The following is a 16,588-nucleotide window of genomic DNA, read 5'->3' on the forward strand; positions in this document are numbered from 1 at the left end:
CAAACGGAGACGTTACTCGAGAGTTGTACTGATCCGTGAGTCGACGCATGAACACGGTGTCGTCCCGCGATGAACACCCTCACCGAGGCTTCGGTCCTTCGCTACGGTGATTTCGTGGTTGCACACGCCGAACCCCCGCTCGTGGTGATCCGTGGTGCTTCGGGGTCGGGTAAGAGCACAGTGACCAAGGCCCTACGGCACCGCTTCGGTAAGGCAGAGTGCGCGGTCGTCGCCCAAGACAACGTCCGTCGCACGATCTTGCGTGAGCGCGATGAACCGGGAGGTCTCAACATCGACCTCATCGAGATGATCGCGACGGAGTGCATGAAGCGGGGGCGGTTGACCATCATCGAGGGGATTCTCGACCCCGACCGGTACGGCGAAATGCTCGAGCGTCTCGCGAGGTCGACCGACCGCTCCTTCTTCTATGTCTTCGACCTCTCGTTCGAGCAGACTCTTGCCCGACATGCCACGCGTCCGGAGGCAGCCGAGTTCAGTCCTGCAGACATGGGCACGTGGTACCGGGGGCTCCAGCTCCTGCCTTTCGTGGCGGAGACAGTGTTCGACGTGTCCTGGTCTGCGGATGCGGTGGTGGGCCGTATCCACGACGACCTTCGGTCCTCCACTGACCGATTCGGTGCCGATGACGGGCGCACTTCCGGATAAAAACCCATTTGACCTGGCGATTTGGTGTTCCGGCAGGACCTCGCGTAACTTATTCCAGGTCAGAGCGACACGGACACCGACCCGGACCACACGGTCAGGGACAACGAGGTTGGACGAAGACGCCTGAATTTCACTGGTACGACACCTTCTGGTAAGGTTTCGCACCGCCCCTGGTTCCGAACCGCACACGGATTTGCGTCCGTGAGTGAAACGGTCTAGGCTGGAACAGTTGCCTCGGAACGAGCCGGATGTGTCCGGTGAGTGATGATGTGTGCGTGTTCTTTGAGAACTCAACAGTGTGCCGATGAATGTCAGTGCCAATTATTTTGGTGCGATCACCGATGATGTTCGGTGGTCGAATTTGCTGATCATCACATTCTTCCGTCTGTGGTGGTCAGTGTTTTGCTAGTTTGAGTTTTTTTGCTAGTGATTTGGCTCGATGTCTTTGACTGATCAGCCCTTCGGGGTTTTGATTATGAGTCTTTAACGGAGAGTTTGATCCTGGCTCAGGACGAACGCTGGCGGCGTGCTTAACACATGCAAGTCGAACGATGAAGCCCAGCTTGCTGGGTGGATTAGTGGCGAACGGGTGAGTAACACGTGGGTGATCTGCCCTGCACTTCGGGATAAGCCTGGGAAACTGGGTCTAATACCGGATATGACCAAAGGCTGCATGGTTTTTGGTGGAAAGTTTTTCGGTGCAGGATGAGCCCGCGGCCTATCAGCTTGTTGGTGGGGTAATGGCCTACCAAGGCGACGACGGGTAGCCGGCCTGAGAGGGCGACCGGCCACACTGGGACTGAGACACGGCCCAGACTCCTACGGGAGGCAGCAGTGGGGAATATTGCACAATGGGCGAAAGCCTGATGCAGCGACGCCGCGTGAGGGATGACGGCCTTCGGGTTGTAAACCTCTTTCACCAGGGACGAAGCGCAAGTGACGGTACCTGGAGAAGAAGCACCGGCCAACTACGTGCCAGCAGCCGCGGTAATACGTAGGGTGCGAGCGTTGTCCGGAATTACTGGGCGTAAAGAGCTCGTAGGCGGTTTGTCGCGTCGTCTGTGAAATCCCGCAGCTCAACTGCGGGCTTGCAGGCGATACGGGCAAACTCGAGTACTGCAGGGGAGACTGGAATTCCTGGTGTAGCGGTGAAATGCGCAGATATCAGGAGGAACACCGGTGGCGAAGGCGGGTCTCTGGGCAGTAACTGACGCTGAGGAGCGAAAGCGTGGGTAGCGAACAGGATTAGATACCCTGGTAGTCCACGCCGTAAACGGTGGGCGCTAGGTGTGGGTTTCCTTCCACGGGATCCGTGCCGTAGCTAACGCATTAAGCGCCCCGCCTGGGGAGTACGGCCGCAAGGCTAAAACTCAAAGGAATTGACGGGGGCCCGCACAAGCGGCGGAGCATGTGGATTAATTCGATGCAACGCGAAGAACCTTACCTGGGTTTGACATATACCGGACGACTGCAGAGATGTGGTTTCCCTTGTGGTCGGTATACAGGTGGTGCATGGCTGTCGTCAGCTCGTGTCGTGAGATGTTGGGTTAAGTCCCGCAACGAGCGCAACCCTTGTCCTGTGTTGCCAGCACGTAATGGTGGGGACTCGCAGGAGACTGCCGGGGTCAACTCGGAGGAAGGTGGGGACGACGTCAAGTCATCATGCCCCTTATGTCCAGGGCTTCACACATGCTACAATGGTCGGTACAGAGGGCTGCGATACCGTGAGGTGGAGCGAATCCCTTAAAGCCGGTCTCAGTTCGGATCGGGGTCTGCAACTCGACCCCGTGAAGTCGGAGTCGCTAGTAATCGCAGATCAGCAACGCTGCGGTGAATACGTTCCCGGGCCTTGTACACACCGCCCGTCACGTCATGAAAGTCGGTAACACCCGAAGCCGGTGGCCTAACCCCTTGTGGGAGGGAGCCGTCGAAGGTGGGATCGGCGATTGGGACGAAGTCGTAACAAGGTAGCCGTACCGGAAGGTGCGGCTGGATCACCTCCTTTCTAAGGAGCATCTCCTGTCTCGGATCGACACGTTGGTGTCGGGGGAGCAGGCAGAGCCATTACGGACACACATGTTGTCCGGTGGTGCTCATGGGTGGAACGCTGACAAGTACTTCTCATCCGGGTTTGTCCACTGTGGCGAATTCGAGGGGTTATATCGGTGCACTGTTGGGTCCTGAGAGAACACGTTGTTTGTGTTTGATCAGCGACGATGACCTGCGAAAGTTTTCCGCCTTCAGGGTGGGTTCCGGTAGGGGTTGTTGTGTGTTGTTTGAGAACTGCACAGTGGACGCGAGCATCTTTGTTGTAAGTGTTTATGAGCGTACGGTGGATGTCTTGGCACCAGGAGCCGATGAAGGACGTGGGAGGCTGCGATATGCCTCGGGGAGCTGTCAACCGAGCTGTGATCCGAGGATTTCCGAATGGGGAAACCCAGCACGAGTGATGTCGTGTTACCCGCGCCTGAATATATAGGGCGTGTGGAGGGAACGTGGGGAAGTGAAACATCTCAGTACCCACAGGAAGAGAAAACAATATGTGATTCCGTCAGTAGTGGCGAGCGAACGCGGAAGAGGCCAAACCATGGGTGTGTGATACCTGGCAGGGGTTGCACTTGTGGGGTTGTGGGGCTTTTCTTCTCATCACTGTCATGATGAGCGAGAGTAAGAAACCGGTGGATTAGTCGAAGTGGTCTGGAACGGCCTGTCGTAGAGGGTGAGAATCCCGTAGACGAAAATTTGCCGGCTCTCGTGAAAGGTACCCAAGTAGCACCGGGCCCGTGAAATCCGGTGTGAATCTGTCGGGACCACCCGATAAGCCTGAATACTCCCTGGTGACCGATAGCGGACTAGTACCGTGAGGGAAAGATGAAAAGTACCCCGGGAGGGGAGTGAAATAGTACCTGAAACCGTGCGCTTACAATCCGTCAGAGCCTGTGCAGCCTTTGGTGGCTGGTGGGTGATGGCGTGCCTTTTGAAGAATGAGCCTGCGAGTTAGTGGCATGTCGCGAGGTTAACCCGTGTGGGGTAGCCGTAGCGAAAGCGAGTCCGAATAGGGCGGTGCAGTGGCATGTTCTAGACCCGAAGCGGAGTGATCTACCCATGGCCAGGGTGAAGCGATGGTAAGACGTCGTGGAGGCCCGAACCCACTTAGGTTGAAAACTGAGGGGATGAGTTGTGGGTAGGGGTGAAAGGCCAATCAAACTCCGTGATAGCTGGTTCTCCCCGAAATGCATTTAGGTGCAGCGTCGCGTGTTTCACTCTGGAGGTAGAGCTACTGGATGGCCGATGGGCCCTACAAGGTTACTGACGTCAGCCAAACTCCGAATGCCAGGGTGTGAGAGCGCGGCAGTGAGACTGCGGGGGATAAGCTTCGTAGTCGAGAGGGAAACAGCCCAGATCGCCGGCTAAGGCCCCTAAGCGTGTACTAAGTGGAAAAGGATGTGGGATCGCTGAGACAACCAGGAGGTTGGCTTAGAAGCAGCCACCCTTGAAAGAGTGCGTAATAGCTCACTGGTCAAGTGGTCCTGCGCCGACAATGTAGCGGGGCTCAAGTACACCGCCGAAGCCGCGGCATTCGCATGACACACGCTTGTTTCTGCGGAAACTTGTGCAGTGGTGTGGATGGGTAGGGGAGCGTCGTGTGGCCGTGGAAGCAGCAGTGTGAACTAGTTGTGGAGGCCATGCGAGTGAGAATGCAGGCATGAGTAGCGAAAGACGAGTGAGAAACTCGTCCGCCGAATGACCAAGGGTTCCTGGGCCAGGTTAATCCGCCCAGGGTGAGTCGGGACCTAAGGCGAGGCCGACAGGCGTAGTCGATGGACAACGGGTTGATATTCCCGTACCCGTGTGAACGCGCCCCTGATGAATCACTGGTACTAACCGTCCTGAAGCAGGTCTGTTCCCTTCGGGGGATGGGTGTGTGGATGCACGGGACCTTCGGTGGTAGTAGTCAAGCGATGGGGTGACGCAGGAAGGTAGCTGGGCCGGCTGGTGGAATAGCCGGTGTAAGCCTGTAGGGCGAGTGGTAGGCAAATCCGCCACTCATGTGCCTGAGAGGTGATGCGTAGCCGTTGTGGTGAATTCAGTGATCCTATGCTGCCGAGAAAAGCCTCTAGCGAGCTTTCACATGGCCCGTACCCCAAACCGACACAGGTGGTCAGGTAGAGAATACTGAGGCGATCGAGATAACTGTGGTTAAGGAACTCGGCAAAATGCCCCCGTAACTTCGGGAGAAGGGGGACCTCGTCTGGTGATCGCCTTTACGGTGTGAGCTGGGTGGGGTCGCAGAGACCAGAGAGAAGCGACTGTTTACTAAAAACACAGGTCCGTGCGAAGTCGTAAGACGATGTATACGGACTGACGCCTGCCCGGTGCTGGAAGGTTAAGAGGACCGGTTAGCTGCCCTTGTGGTGGCGAAGCTGAGAATTTAAGCCCCAGTAAACGGCGGTGGTAACTATAACCATCCTAAGGTAGCGAAATTCCTTGTCGGGTAAGTTCCGACCTGCACGAATGGCGTAACGACTTCTCTGCTGTCTCGACCACAGACTCGGCGAAATTGCATTACGAGTAAAGATGCTCGTTACGCGCGGCAGGACGAAAAGACCCCGGGACCTTCACTATAGCTTGGTATTGGTGTTCGGTTCGGTTTGTGTAGGATAGGTGGGAGACTGTGAAGCGGGCACGCCAGTGTTTGTGGAGTCGTTGTTGAAATACCACTCTGATCGTATTGGATGTCTAACCTCGGGCCCTGATCGGGTTCAGGGACAGTGCCTGGTGGGTAGTTTAACTGGGGCGGTTGCCTCCTAAAATGTAACGGAGGCGCCCAAAGGTTCCCTCAGCCTGGTTGGCAATCAGGTGTTGAGTGTAAGTGCACAAGGGAGCTTGACTGTGAGACTGACAGGTCGAGCAGGGACGAAAGTCGGGACTAGTGATCCGGCACCGGCATGTGGAAGCGGTGTCGCTCAACGGATAAAAGGTACCCCGGGGATAACAGGCTGATCTTCCCCAAGAGTCCATATCGACGGGATGGTTTGGCACCTCGATGTCGGCTCGTCGCATCCTGGGGCTGGAGTAGGTCCCAAGGGTTGGGCTGTTCGCCCATTAAAGCGGCACGCGAGCTGGGTTTAGAACGTCGTGAGACAGTTCGGTCTCTATCCGCCGCGCGCGTAAGAAACTTGAGGAAGGCTGTCCCTAGTACGAGAGGACCGGGACGGACGAACCTCTGGTGTGCCAGTTGTCCCGCCAGGGGCATGGCTGGTTGGCTACGTTCGGAAGGGATAACCGCTGAAAGCATCTAAGCGGGAAGCCTGTTCCAAGATGAGGTTTCTCACCCTTTATTGGGGTAAGGCCCCCGGCAGACCACCGGGTTGATAGGCCGGAACTGGAAGCGCAGTAATGTGTGGAGGTGACTGGTACTAATAGGCCGAGGACTTATCATGAAGGTGTTACGCGTCCACTGTGCGGTGTCTGAAACAGCACCCGATTCGTCAGAATTGGGTGGGCGGAGCTCCTGACGTGAGGGGGCTGTGTTCACTCGGTTCGACACGCGTGAGCGTGGGTATAGTTTCATAGAGTTACGGTGGTTATAGCGATGGGGAAACGCCCGGTCCCATTCCGAACCCGGAAGCTAAGCCTGTCTGCGCCGATGGTACTGCACTCGTCAGGGTGTGGGAGAGTAGGTCGCCGCCGTGCATTTGTTCCGAGAGGGGCCCCACGTTGTGGGGTCCCTTTCGTGTTTTCGTAGGTGGAGAGAGTTCAGGGAGGGCGGGGATGGTGTCCCTGTCCTCCCTGGCTCTTGTTGTTTCAGTGTGTGGGTTTCGTGTGGGGTCGGGTGGTGTTCGGTCGGGGTGCCGGTTTCGGTTTCGGGTGCCCACCGGGCGTCGGAAGTGCGCGGGTGAGGCGTGGTGCCCAACCACTCGTCGGCCAGCGTTTGAGTCCGAGACGATCCGGAGTCAGACGTGTATTGACAAAGGCTGTTTCGAGCTCGGGGTCGGCTTCCCCGCGGAACCGGTAGAGAATTGTGCCGCCGTTTTCTTCGGTGCGGGCACCCGCTTCCCAACCTGTCGCTCGATATACACCGCGCACTATGTTGTCGGCGACGACGATGATCGGCAGTCCGTCGATTCCTCGGGCTGCGGTCCCTGCCGGCCAGGGACGCGACGCGAGTTCACGTACGGCCTCCGTCGACGCCTTCTTTGCCTCGTTGATACGCAGAACCACACACGGCGTGGGAGGTTCGGGCGCGGCCTGGGCCGAGTACTGACGCACGATCTCCGAAATCGGAATTGCGGTGCGGTCGGCTTCGGACTCCTCGTTCGTGCCTGCGAGGTTCGTCAGTACCGGTTCTCCGCGATGCGGTTCGAGCAGCCCGAGCGAGCTGATGACTGCCTGCGCGACGTCACTTGCCGTGTGCTCCGGATCGGTCGCGGGGCGCAGCGCATCGGCGATGATGAAGTGTTCGACCGAGTAGCCGGAGTCGTACACCGCCTTGATGCGACGGAGTGCCGCCTCGGTCTCAGGCGTCGCGACGGGCGCCTTCTCTTTCGACTCCTCGAGTTTGTGGGTTTCACCGAGCGCTGTCCAGGTGAGTGTGAAGATGCGATTGGCTCTACCGATTCCGACGTAGAGGATGCTGCGGTCGCGGGAGTCCACAATCGCGTAGACATACGCACCGAGCTGGTCGATCACGTTCTTCTGGAGCGGTCTGGGTGTCGGCGTCCGGTCGTCGACCTTGGTGACGATAGCGCGCAGAACGGTCAGCCGGAGTGCTACGGGAACTGCACCGGCAGCACCCCCGAACAGTTCGCGGTTGGCGGAGTCGATCGAACTGAATGTGCGTCCACTGTTGCGTGCCAGGGCACCCAGCGCGAGTGTGAACTCGGAGAGTCTCTGCCGTGGGTCGTCCGCGGTTTCCGGAAGCTCATTGCTGGTCAGGAACATCTGGATTTCCGGAGACTCCAGCAATGTCTGGGCGATGTTCAGAGGAACTGTCCACACGGTGCGCATGAAGCGACTCTAGGCCAATACAGGGCGGAGGAACCGTTTCCGGGACGGCTGCGTCGGACAGTTTTCGATCTTCATTCCGTGGCGGATGTCCGCACAGCCGATGAATGGACTCGATGGGTGGATCGATCCGAGGTCTGGAGACATCGATGCAGGTAGGCGTGGTGTAGGGAGCTCCCCCCACGAGGGGGAGAACTGTGCTGTGAGAAGTCTCCTTGCCGTGGGATCTCCAATTACGGCACCGATGCCGCTCGGCGACGACTTGTCGCATACGGTATAGATCGTGAGCAGCCCAGACTCTGATGCCGTTCGTCCTGCGGCAACCCCAGCGTCCAACTGGCCCGCGCTCTTGACCTGGCGGTCGCTGGACGCGCCCCGGATGGAATCGGTACGTGTGCAGCTGAGCGGCCAGCGCATCAAGGCGACCGGCCGTATCGTCGGAGCCGAATGTTCTGAACATCCGGCGTTCAGCGCCTCCTACGACCTCGTGACGGATGAGGACGGAGTGACCCGTCGGCTGTCGGTGCGCACGACGATGGCAGCCGGTGAGCGGCACATGTCCATCAGCCGGTCCGGAGAGGGCATCTGGATGGTGGACAGTGGGACCCACCATCAGCGAGCATCATTCGGTGGGGCGCTCGACGTCGATGTGATCCTCAGCCCATTTTTCAACGCCTTGCCGATCCGGCGTTACCGCCTGCAAGAAGGCGCCGACGAACTCGAAGTTCCTGTTGTGTATGTCAATCTGCTCGACCTGACAGTGCAGGAAGCCACGGTGATCTACAGCAGCGCCGCGGACGGGATCCACGTTCTGTCACCGGTGTCGTCTTCCTCCGTCACGGTCGACGAAGACGGATTCGTCGTCACCTATCGCGGGTTGGCCGAACGCATCTAGTTTTCGTCGACGCCCTCCACCGCCAGCGCGGCAGCAAGCGCCGCGGACTCTGCGGGGTGGCTACCGTGCCCACCGGTGCCTGCGGTGAGCCCGACGATCTGCAGCCCGATGCCTGCGTCGCCGGGCGCGGGCACCGAGATCGCGGGTACACCCAGCACGCTGAACGGGATGCAGCGTTGGAGCAGGGGCGCTCGCAGCTCGGCAGGATCGCTGTTCAGGCTCGCGGATCGGATGCCCGTGGTGGCAGTGATCAGTGCGTCGAGGTTCTCGGTGCGACGCAAGCGCTCGAGGACACCGTGCCGGAGCTTCTGAGCCGTCCGTAGCGCACGGAGGTACTCGTGGGCGGGCCGATCCCTCTGAGCCTCCAGGAGCGTAGCCGTGGGCGTCTGATAGCGACCAGGGTCGGCCTCGAACCTGTCGCGGTGGGTTTCGTATGCCTCGGATCCGGTGATGATCGGGTACACGCCGAGCAGATCGTCCGTTTCGGGCAGAGCGACATCCACGACCTCGGCGCCGAGATCTGTGAGGGTCTGGCATGCCAGGTCTGCTGCAGCGTCGAACTCCGTGTCGGCGAGGTCCCAGATTCCGCCGCGGAGCCGGCCGATTCTCAGCCCTGACACCGGGGAACGTAGATGCGCGACTCCTGGCATCGCCCCCCATGCGAGTGCGGTGTCGAGGCTGTCGGTGGTGAGCAGGCCGACGTGGTCGAAGGTTGTGGACAGCGGAAAGATACCCTCGACGGGTAGTGCCCCGCTGCTCGGCTTGAATCCGGCGATGCCGCACAACGCCGCAGGTGTGCGGACGCTGCAACCGGTGTCGGTGCCGATGGCGACCGGCACGATGCCCTTCGCGACGAGCACCGCGGAACCGGAGGACGATCCTCCGCTGATGAGGGCAGGATCGTGCGGATGAGCAGCCGGACCCGAGGCGTTGACCAGGCCGGTAGGTCCGTACGCGAACTCGTGCAGGTGCGTCTTCGCGACGATGATCGCACCGGACCCACGCAACCTCTCGATGATGCGGGCGTCCCGGTCGGCCGCCGGTTCGTCGGCGAAGACATTGCTGCCGCAGCGCGTCGGCAGCCCCGCGACATCGATGTTGTCCTTGACCGCGATCGCGACGCCGTGCAGCGGGCCGATCCAGTTACCCGCAGCGATCTCGGCGTCCGCACGTGCTGCGCTCTCGAGGGCTGCAGCGTCGTCGCGGGCGGCCACGATGTTGGACCAGGGTGTGCCTGCCAGCGAGTCGAGATCTGCGAGGACCTGGCGGACGTGTTCGGTCGCGGTGAGTTTTCCGGTGGTGAGGGCCGCAGCGGTATCGCGAAGGTTCGTCACACCCACACACCTCCTTGCCGTCCGGCTTCTCTCAGGCGTTCGATCCAATTGTCGTCGCCGGGCATGATCCCGGTGATCGGATGGCGTCGGCGCTGTTCGTAACGCGTGCGGGCAGCGTGACCGCGGCGAGTGAGGTCGCCGGTGCTGCCGTTTGCGAGCTGCTCACGTGCCGCGCGTAGGACGTCGAGGGTCTCGTCCAGGGTCTCGAGAAGTGCAGTGGCGTTCCCTTCGCACATCGCGTCGACGAGGCCGGGTGCGGTCGCCGCGACACGTGTCCCGTCGCGGAACGATCCGGCTGCGAGCCCGAGCGCGAGGTCGCCGCCTGCGGCTCCAGAGATCGCGAGTGCTTCGGCCAGCAGATGCGGCAGATGGGAGATCCGCGCGACCGCGGCATCGTGTTCGCGGGATTCGGCGGGGACGACGACAGAACCGCAGTCGAGGGCAAGCGCGGCGACCTGCTGCCACAACTCGGGATCCGTGTCGTCGTCGACGGTGACGACCCACACGGCGTCGCGGAAGAGATCCGCGGACCCGGCTTCCCACCCCGACTCGGCTGTCCCGGCCATCGGATGACCCCCGACGAAGCGCGCCGACAGTCCGCGAGCAGCGACTGCGTCGGCGATCTGTGCTTTCACGCTGACGACGTCGGTGAACGCCACGTTGGGCGCGTGCGTGGCGATGGCGGCCAGAATCGAGTCGACGGCGGGCACCGGCACAGCGAGCACCACCAGTGCTCGAGCTTCTTCCGCACGCGCCAGTGTGGCTGTGAGATCGGTGGATGCGTCGAACCCGTCCGCGACGGCGGCGTCCACCGCATGTGCCGATCGGTTGTATCCCCAGGCTCGACGGCCCGTCGCTGTCGCGGCCCGGAGCACGGATCCGCCGATCAGACCGAGACCGAGTACACAGATTGGGGGCGCGGCGGCAGGTGTGGGCACCGCTTCAGATTGGCATATTCACCGGTGGGCTTCATTCGTGGGACCGGGCCGACTACCGTTGCGCGCATGGCTGCACAGCGTGTCGGGGACAAGAGCCCCGCGGTGAGTTCGACAGAGGACTTCGAAGGTTTTGCCGTTGCAGTGACGCGTGAGGACGGACGCTGGAAGTGCCGTGCACTGTCAGCATCAGCATTGACGAGCCTCGACGCGGCGGTGACGGAATTGCGTGAGCTCCGGAGCTCCGGAGCAGTGTTCGGTCTGCTCAATGTGGACGACGAATTCTTCATCGTCGTTCGTCCTGCACCGGCAGGCACTCAACTGTTGTTGTCGGACGCCTCGATGGCCGTGGATTACGACATCGCGGCCGATGTTCTCGATGCACTGAACGTCGAGATCCCGGATATCGACCCTGACGAACTCGACGATGTGGAGCCCTGGGAAGAGGGTGACCTCGCAATCCTGGCCGACATGGGGCTGCCCGAGCCGGTGTTGGCGGTGATCCTGTCGGAGACGGATCTGTATCCCGACGAGCAGATCGAAGAGATCGCGCAGCGACTCGGATTCGACGACGTGTTGAGCGCGACGCTCGACAAGATGAATTAGATGGGACTGCGCGACGACGAGGAGCTGATCCGGGTCGCGTTGGAAGCTGCGGCCGCTGCGCCCACCGGGGATGTCCCGGTGGGCGCGGTGGTGTTCGCACCCGACGGTACCGAGCTCGCTCGCGGCGCGAACTCACGCGAGGCGACCGGCGATCCGACAGCTCATGCCGAGGTGCTGGCGCTGAGGGCTGCCGCGCAGGTCTACGGGGACGGGTGGCGGCTCGAGGGTGCAACTCTCGCCGTGACATTGGAACCGTGCACGATGTGCGCTGGTGCGCTGGTGCTTTCTCGGGTGTCGCGCGTGGTCTTCGGTGCGTGGGAGCCGAAGACGGGTGCTGTGGGGTCGCTGTGGGACGTCGTACGTGATCGTCGGCTCACGCACCGCCCCCAGGTCCGGGGTGGGGTGCTGGAGGAAGAGTGTGCGGAGATGTTGGAAGTGTTCTTCCGCGGCCGGCGCACGCCTCCGTTCGAGTCATGACCAGGCGATTTCGGCACGGCGACCCGATCCGGTAAAGTCTTCTAGCGGTGGCGTGTCCGAGCGGCCTAAGGAGCACGCCTCGAAAGCGTGTGACGGGTAACCCCCGTCCGTGGGTTCAAATCCCACCGCCACCGCCACGAGTCCCTCACCTGTTCACACAGGTGGGGGACTTTCTGTTGTGGGTGTGCGACCGCGCACGAAAAAGGCAGCCGCGCGTTGTCGGCACCGTGCGGCTGTCCGATGCGGCTGTATGTCCGATGCGGTTCAGGGGCGGTCGATCAGACGCTGCACGACCTCGAGCAGTTCGTCGACGTCTTCTGGCGGTGTGTCGTCGGTCTCGCCGGACATCGCCGCGCTGTAGTAGAGGCCGTCGCCGATCAACATGACAGCGCGCGCGGTTGCGGGGTCGGCGACAGTGTCGGTAAGGACGTCCATCCAACCCTGGCTGATCCGATTCAGTGCCAGACGGGCTCGCGGGATCGCGTTCTGGCTCAGCCGTGTGGTGGCAATGATGGCGCGGTCGAGTGGCGTGTCGGCGTAGACGGACGTACGGATGTAGTAGGCGGCCGGACCCTCGGGGGCGTCCCGCATGAGTGCGGCATCCCCCGCTGCGAGTTCTTCGACGTGATCGGCGAGGCCCTCGACGAGGGCGTCCTTCGAGGGGAAGTGATAGAGCAGGCCGCCTTTCGACACGCCTGCAGCGGCGGCGACCGCGTCGAGGGTTGCGGCGCGTTCACCCTGTTCGAGAAGGATGGTTACGAAGGCGTCGAGCAGTTTGGCGCGGGCGGCAGGAGGGGGCGGCACAGGGCAGATGATACGACCCTCGTTACTGCACCGTCCAGATGGTATAGTAACGAGGGTTCGAATCTCAACTCTCTCGAAAGTCGATTGCCGTGTCGTTCACGCCTGTCTCATCACCGGACGCAACCGCAGATGTCCCCAAGGCAGGCCCCCGTGAGTGGGTGGCCCTTGCGGTCCTCATGCTCCCGGTGCTGCTGGTCTCGGTCGACAACACCGTGCTTGCGTTCGCGCTACCCGAGATCTCCGCAGCGCTGCGGCCGAGCGGGACACAACAGCTGTGGATCATCGACATCTACCCGTTGATTCTGGCGGGCCTGCTCGTCTCGATGGGCAGCTTCGGCGACCGCATCGGGCGACGACGGCTACTGCTGATCGGTGCAACAGGGTTTGCTGCGGTCTCTGTGATCGCGGCCTATGCGCCATCGGCGGAAGCGCTGATCGCGTCGCGTGCGGCACTGGGCTTCTTCGGGGCGATGCTGATGCCATCGACACTGTCGTTGCTGCGCAACATCTTCCTCGACGCGGAGCAACGTCGGCTCGCGATCGCGGTGTGGGCGTCGTGTTTCGCGGCGGGAGCCGCGCTCGGTCCGATCGTCGGCGGGTTCCTTCTCGAACATGCGTGGTGGGGCTCGGTGTTCTTGCTCGCGGTGCCGGTGCTGATCCCGCTGCTCGTTCTGGGCCCGGTCTTCGTGCCGGAATCCCGAGACCCCACACCGGGACGTATCGACGTGGTGAGCATTGCACTGTCGATGCTCGCGCTCGCGCCGCTGGTGTTCGCAATCAAGAATCTCGCCAACGGCAAATCGGTCGTCATGACGGCTGCATTCGCCGTCGTCGGGGTCGTTTCGCTCGTGTTGTTCGTGCGACGTCAGCTACGCCGGCCGGATCCCATGCTCGACGTGCGGCTGTTCCGTGTGCCCACGTTCAGCGGTGCGGTCCTGGTGAACTTGCTCTCGGTGGTCTCTCTCGTCGGGTTCCTGTTCTTCGTTTCCCAGCACCTCCAGCTGGTGATCGGGCAGAGCCCGATGCAGGCCGGTCTGAGCCTCGTTCCCGGGCTGGGTGTGATGGTGGTGGCGGGTCTGGCAGTGGTCACATTGGTGCGATGGGTCCGGCCGTCGACGATCATCGTGTCGGCGTTGTTGCTGTCGGCGCTCGGATACGCGCTCGTGTTGATGCTGGCCTCGCCCACGGCCCTTGCTCCGATCATCGTGGCGTTCGCGGTTCTCGGGGCAGGGATCGGCGCCGCCGAGACCCTGTCGAACGACCTGATCGTCTCTAGCGTGCCGCCGGAGAAGGCAGGCGCGGCGTCGGCGGTGTCCGAGACAGCGTACGAAATGGGCGCGGTGCTGGGAACCGCCGTGCTCGGCTCGATCCTCACCGCCTCCTACGGCGCAAACCTGCGGGTTCCGGCCGGCCTCGACCCGGAAGCCGCGACCGCCGCTCGGGAAACCTTGGGCGGTGCCCACGCCGTTGCCGACGCCCTGCCCGCGGAGCAGGCGACAGCCTTGCTCGGAGCCGCGGGAGAGGCGTTCGACAGCGGTGTGACCATCACGTCGGGAATCGGAATGGTGCTCATGGTGATCTCCGCGCTGCTGGCAGCGCGAATGCTCACAATGCGCGCACCTGCTTCACGATGATGACGTTTCCCGAATTCCGACGGTCGTGGCATCGGTTGCGGACCCGGCTCGGGGAACGGTGAAGGTCGCGGCGACACACGCGATGGCGACGACGAAGCACGCCGCGACATACCAGAGGTTGCCGATGGGATCGCCATTGTCGGTGACGCCGTCGACAGCCGAGAAATAGTCGGGCAACGCGGTGATCCAGAGGACCGCCAGCACGCCGAGGTACACCAGCGAGAACCGCTGGACGAACACGTTCGTGTAGGCGGGGGCGTCGGAGTCGCCGCGGCGCAGCCGCGACCACTGGCGAGCGAGCACCCAGATCGCAACCGCGCACAGGACGACGAGTTCGAGTGCGTACATGAACCCGCGCACCGTCGTGCTCCCCATTCCGACGACGGTGGCAGGGATCGGCAGGACGAATGTGCCTACCGATGCCAGGATTCCGATGACGACTGTGCGCCAGACCAATTGGAGGCCGGAGAAGCTCTCTCCCCGGTCGATGTGGCGGCCGACGAAAAATTGTGTACACAGGGCAAGGGACATCGGCCACAGTGCGGCGAACACTACGACGCTCGGCAGCGGAACGGAGTCGAAGAACGGTTGGTTGATCGGATTGTCCAGGGACCATTCCCACCAGCGCAGTTGTGGCCCGAGGTGGTCGAAGATCTCGTAGAAGGCGTGGTGGACGAAGCCGACGGCCACTGCGCCCGCAATCACGCCGTATCTACGGAATACCCCGAGCATCCGGACAATCTCGAAGGACAGCGTCGCGAGCAGCGGATAGATCGCGACGATGTATAGAGGCAGTCTGCCCCACATGAATTCGACGGTGAACACGTTGTGCGCGAACATCGTGTCGACGTGCTGTTCGATCCCGAACGCGGCCGGGAAGTACAGGGGCGGTTCGATGATGAACAGGTATGCGCACGCGCCCAGCCACAGCACCAGGTTGGTGGGGTCACCGTGCCGGCGCAGTCGCATGATGGCGTAGACGAGAGCGAGCACTGCGCCGACGACGATGGTGAACTCGAGTACCGGCAACGTCCAGTTCTCGAGCGCCAGCGGGTTGCGGAGTTCGACGAGCCCGCCTGCCTCGTCGCAGGAGAAGCCGAGTCTCGTCGCGAGGTCTTCGAAGGTGGGCGAACACAGATCCGACATCAATTGACCCCCGGTGCAGCGGTTTCCGCGGTGTACCACTTGGTGACGTCATATCCGGCGTCGAAACGCTCGAACCACACTCCGGCGAGTTCGGGTAGATCTTCATGCTCGGGGTTGTGCTTCGGCAATTGGCTTCGGATGATGCCGCGTAGCGCGATGAGCTGTTCGCCGAGCCCGAGGTCGTCGAACGCACGTGGCATCGGCCCGGCATTCGCGGCCTGCATCCCCGGAATCATCCGGAGCAGCTTCTGCTTACGCCGATACGACGCGAACATCGACAGTGCGTCGATCTTGCGGTCTTCGAGGGGGACGTGCTTGTTGAAGCCCGCGCACGCGATTCGGATGACGTCGAGTACGTGCTTGAACACCGAGGCGGCCACGCGCATGCGGTAGACGTCGCTGCCGACGACGGAGTCGTAGATGATCAGCGCCGAACTTCGATGCTCGACTTCCTCGACGAAATGCCAGATGAACAGGGATGCGACCCGGTCGTCGCCGGGGCGGAACAGCGACGCGTCGTTGTCGAGCATGAGTTTGAAGACAGGGGTGAAGGTCGCTTCGAGGTCTGCGGTGTAGGCCAGTCGGTACTTCAGCGACGTCTCGGCGGTGAGCTTGTCGTAGGCCCCGATCACCTCGTCGAGCGTTTCCTGCAGGCCGGGGTATCTCTTGATCAGGGCGCGGACGTGCTGGCGGTGCGCGGTGGAGTGCTGCCCTTCCTGTCGCATGAACGCATCGGCTTCTTCGGCAACCACGGCGTCAGCGAATTGCGGCTTCGCCTCGGTGATCATCTGGACGATCATCTTCTCGAAACCGACTGCGAGAAACGAGACCGCGTTGGCCATGCTCGAGAAGGCGGGGTTCTCGGGGTTCCACAGGAAAGGCACGTCGTGGTCCTCGAACGCGAAACGCATCTTGCGGACGTGCAGGTTTGTCATTTCTTCTACCTCGTTCTCGGGGCTGTCCGGTCAGGTCGGGGCAGGTAGGACCGACGATTTGGAAGTATCATACGACTGGACTCAGGTATGTATGATGACTTTCGTGTAAAACTCCTGGCATACCCACTCCGGGATTGGGCTACGTGAT

The 16,588-nt window shown here is 61.6% G+C and carries 11 protein-coding genes, 1 tRNA gene and 3 rRNA genes; 9 read left to right on the forward strand and 6 right to left on the reverse strand.

The genetic code is table 11. The annotated features are described in order from the left end of the window. Positions 1 to 69 precede the first annotated feature (69 nt). From ACTDXD_RS12485 to rrf, 4 genes are all read left to right on the forward strand, one after another. A complete protein-coding gene (locus tag ACTDXD_RS12485) occupies positions 70 to 666 on the forward strand; it encodes an AAA family ATPase (RefSeq protein ID WP_440127309.1) in 597 nt (198 codons plus the stop codon). Between the two features lie 483 nt (positions 667 to 1,149). After that, positions 1,150 to 2,671 (forward strand): 16S ribosomal RNA (locus ACTDXD_RS12490). A 304-nt stretch (positions 2,672 to 2,975) separates the two neighbouring features. Beyond that, positions 2,976 to 6,110: ribosomal RNA gene (locus ACTDXD_RS12495) — 23S ribosomal RNA — on the forward strand. A 136-nt stretch (positions 6,111 to 6,246) separates the two neighbouring features. Continuing rightward, positions 6,247 to 6,363: ribosomal RNA gene (gene rrf, locus ACTDXD_RS12500) — 5S ribosomal RNA — on the forward strand. The 16S, 23S and 5S rRNA genes sit together here, the layout of an rRNA operon. A gap of 111 nt (positions 6,364 to 6,474) precedes the next feature. On the opposite strand, the gene ACTDXD_RS12505 is transcribed toward rrf, so the two are convergent. Next, the gene (locus ACTDXD_RS12505; RefSeq protein WP_440127310.1) at positions 6,475 to 7,677 is read right to left on the reverse strand and encodes a GIY-YIG nuclease family protein; all 1,203 of its coding nucleotides are present in this window, start codon (positions 7,675 to 7,677) and stop codon (positions 6,475 to 6,477) included. Between the two features lie 280 nt (positions 7,678 to 7,957). Here ACTDXD_RS12505 and ACTDXD_RS12510 point away from each other — a divergent pair, with 280 nt between their 5' ends. Beyond that, on the forward strand, positions 7,958 to 8,569 hold the full coding sequence (locus ACTDXD_RS12510) for a putative glycolipid-binding domain-containing protein (protein WP_308198856.1): 612 nt from the start codon (positions 7,958 to 7,960) through the stop codon (positions 8,567 to 8,569). Here the strand turns inward: ACTDXD_RS12510 and ACTDXD_RS12515 are convergent. Both ACTDXD_RS12515 and ACTDXD_RS12520 read right to left on the reverse strand, forming a co-directional pair. Next, the gene (locus ACTDXD_RS12515) at positions 8,566 to 9,903 is read right to left on the reverse strand and encodes an amidase (protein WP_440127311.1); all 1,338 of its coding nucleotides are present in this window, start codon (positions 9,901 to 9,903) and stop codon (positions 8,566 to 8,568) included. The two genes, ACTDXD_RS12510 and ACTDXD_RS12515, sit on opposite strands and share 4 nt — an antisense overlap. Next, the gene (locus tag ACTDXD_RS12520; protein ID WP_440127312.1) at positions 9,900 to 10,841 is read right to left on the reverse strand and encodes a prephenate dehydrogenase; all 942 of its coding nucleotides are present in this window, start codon (positions 10,839 to 10,841) and stop codon (positions 9,900 to 9,902) included. Before ACTDXD_RS12520 ends, ACTDXD_RS12515 begins: the two co-directional genes overlap by 4 nt. Before the next feature lie 66 nt (positions 10,842 to 10,907). On the opposite strand from ACTDXD_RS12520, the gene ACTDXD_RS12525 reads away from it, so the two are divergent. The 3 genes from ACTDXD_RS12525 to ACTDXD_RS12535 all read left to right on the forward strand — a co-directional run bounded on the left by ACTDXD_RS12525 (position 10,908) and on the right by ACTDXD_RS12535 (position 12,058). Then, positions 10,908 to 11,444: a tRNA adenosine deaminase-associated protein gene (locus ACTDXD_RS12525; RefSeq protein ID WP_440127313.1), complete on the forward strand. Its 537-nt coding sequence runs from the start codon at positions 10,908 to 10,910 to the stop codon at positions 11,442 to 11,444. Beyond that, positions 11,445 to 11,921 (forward strand): nucleoside deaminase, encoded by a 477-nt coding sequence (locus tag ACTDXD_RS12530; protein ID WP_440127314.1) that lies wholly within the window; start codon positions 11,445 to 11,447, stop codon positions 11,919 to 11,921. Positions 11,922 to 11,967: 46 nt separating this feature from the next. Next, a tRNA-Ser gene (locus ACTDXD_RS12535) sits at positions 11,968 to 12,058 on the forward strand. Between the two features lie 127 nt (positions 12,059 to 12,185). Here ACTDXD_RS12535 and ACTDXD_RS12540 read toward each other — a convergent pair. Beyond that, a complete protein-coding gene (locus ACTDXD_RS12540; RefSeq protein WP_440127315.1) occupies positions 12,186 to 12,725 on the reverse strand; it encodes a TetR family transcriptional regulator in 540 nt (179 codons plus the stop codon). Between the two features lie 176 nt (positions 12,726 to 12,901). Between ACTDXD_RS12540 and ACTDXD_RS12545 the strand changes: the two genes are divergently transcribed. Next, positions 12,902 to 14,359, forward strand: a complete 1,458-nt coding sequence (locus ACTDXD_RS12545) for an MFS transporter (RefSeq protein ID WP_440127633.1) — start codon at positions 12,902 to 12,904, stop codon at positions 14,357 to 14,359. Here ACTDXD_RS12545 and ACTDXD_RS12550 read toward each other — a convergent pair. Both ACTDXD_RS12550 and ACTDXD_RS12555 read right to left on the reverse strand, forming a co-directional pair. Beyond that, positions 14,351 to 15,505, reverse strand: a complete 1,155-nt coding sequence (locus tag ACTDXD_RS12550) for a DUF7802 domain-containing protein (RefSeq protein ID WP_440127316.1) — start codon at positions 15,503 to 15,505, stop codon at positions 14,351 to 14,353. The genes ACTDXD_RS12545 and ACTDXD_RS12550 overlap by 9 nt on opposite strands. Further along, the gene (locus ACTDXD_RS12555) at positions 15,505 to 16,440 is read right to left on the reverse strand and encodes a metal-dependent hydrolase (RefSeq protein ID WP_440127317.1); all 936 of its coding nucleotides are present in this window, start codon (positions 16,438 to 16,440) and stop codon (positions 15,505 to 15,507) included. The genes ACTDXD_RS12550 and ACTDXD_RS12555 overlap by 1 nt, the downstream gene beginning before the upstream one ends. Positions 16,441 to 16,588: the final 148 nt, after the last annotated feature.

Source organism: Rhodococcus sp. SJ-3, from assembly GCF_051918125.1.
GTDB lineage: Bacteria > Actinomycetota > Actinomycetes > Mycobacteriales > Mycobacteriaceae > Rhodococcus.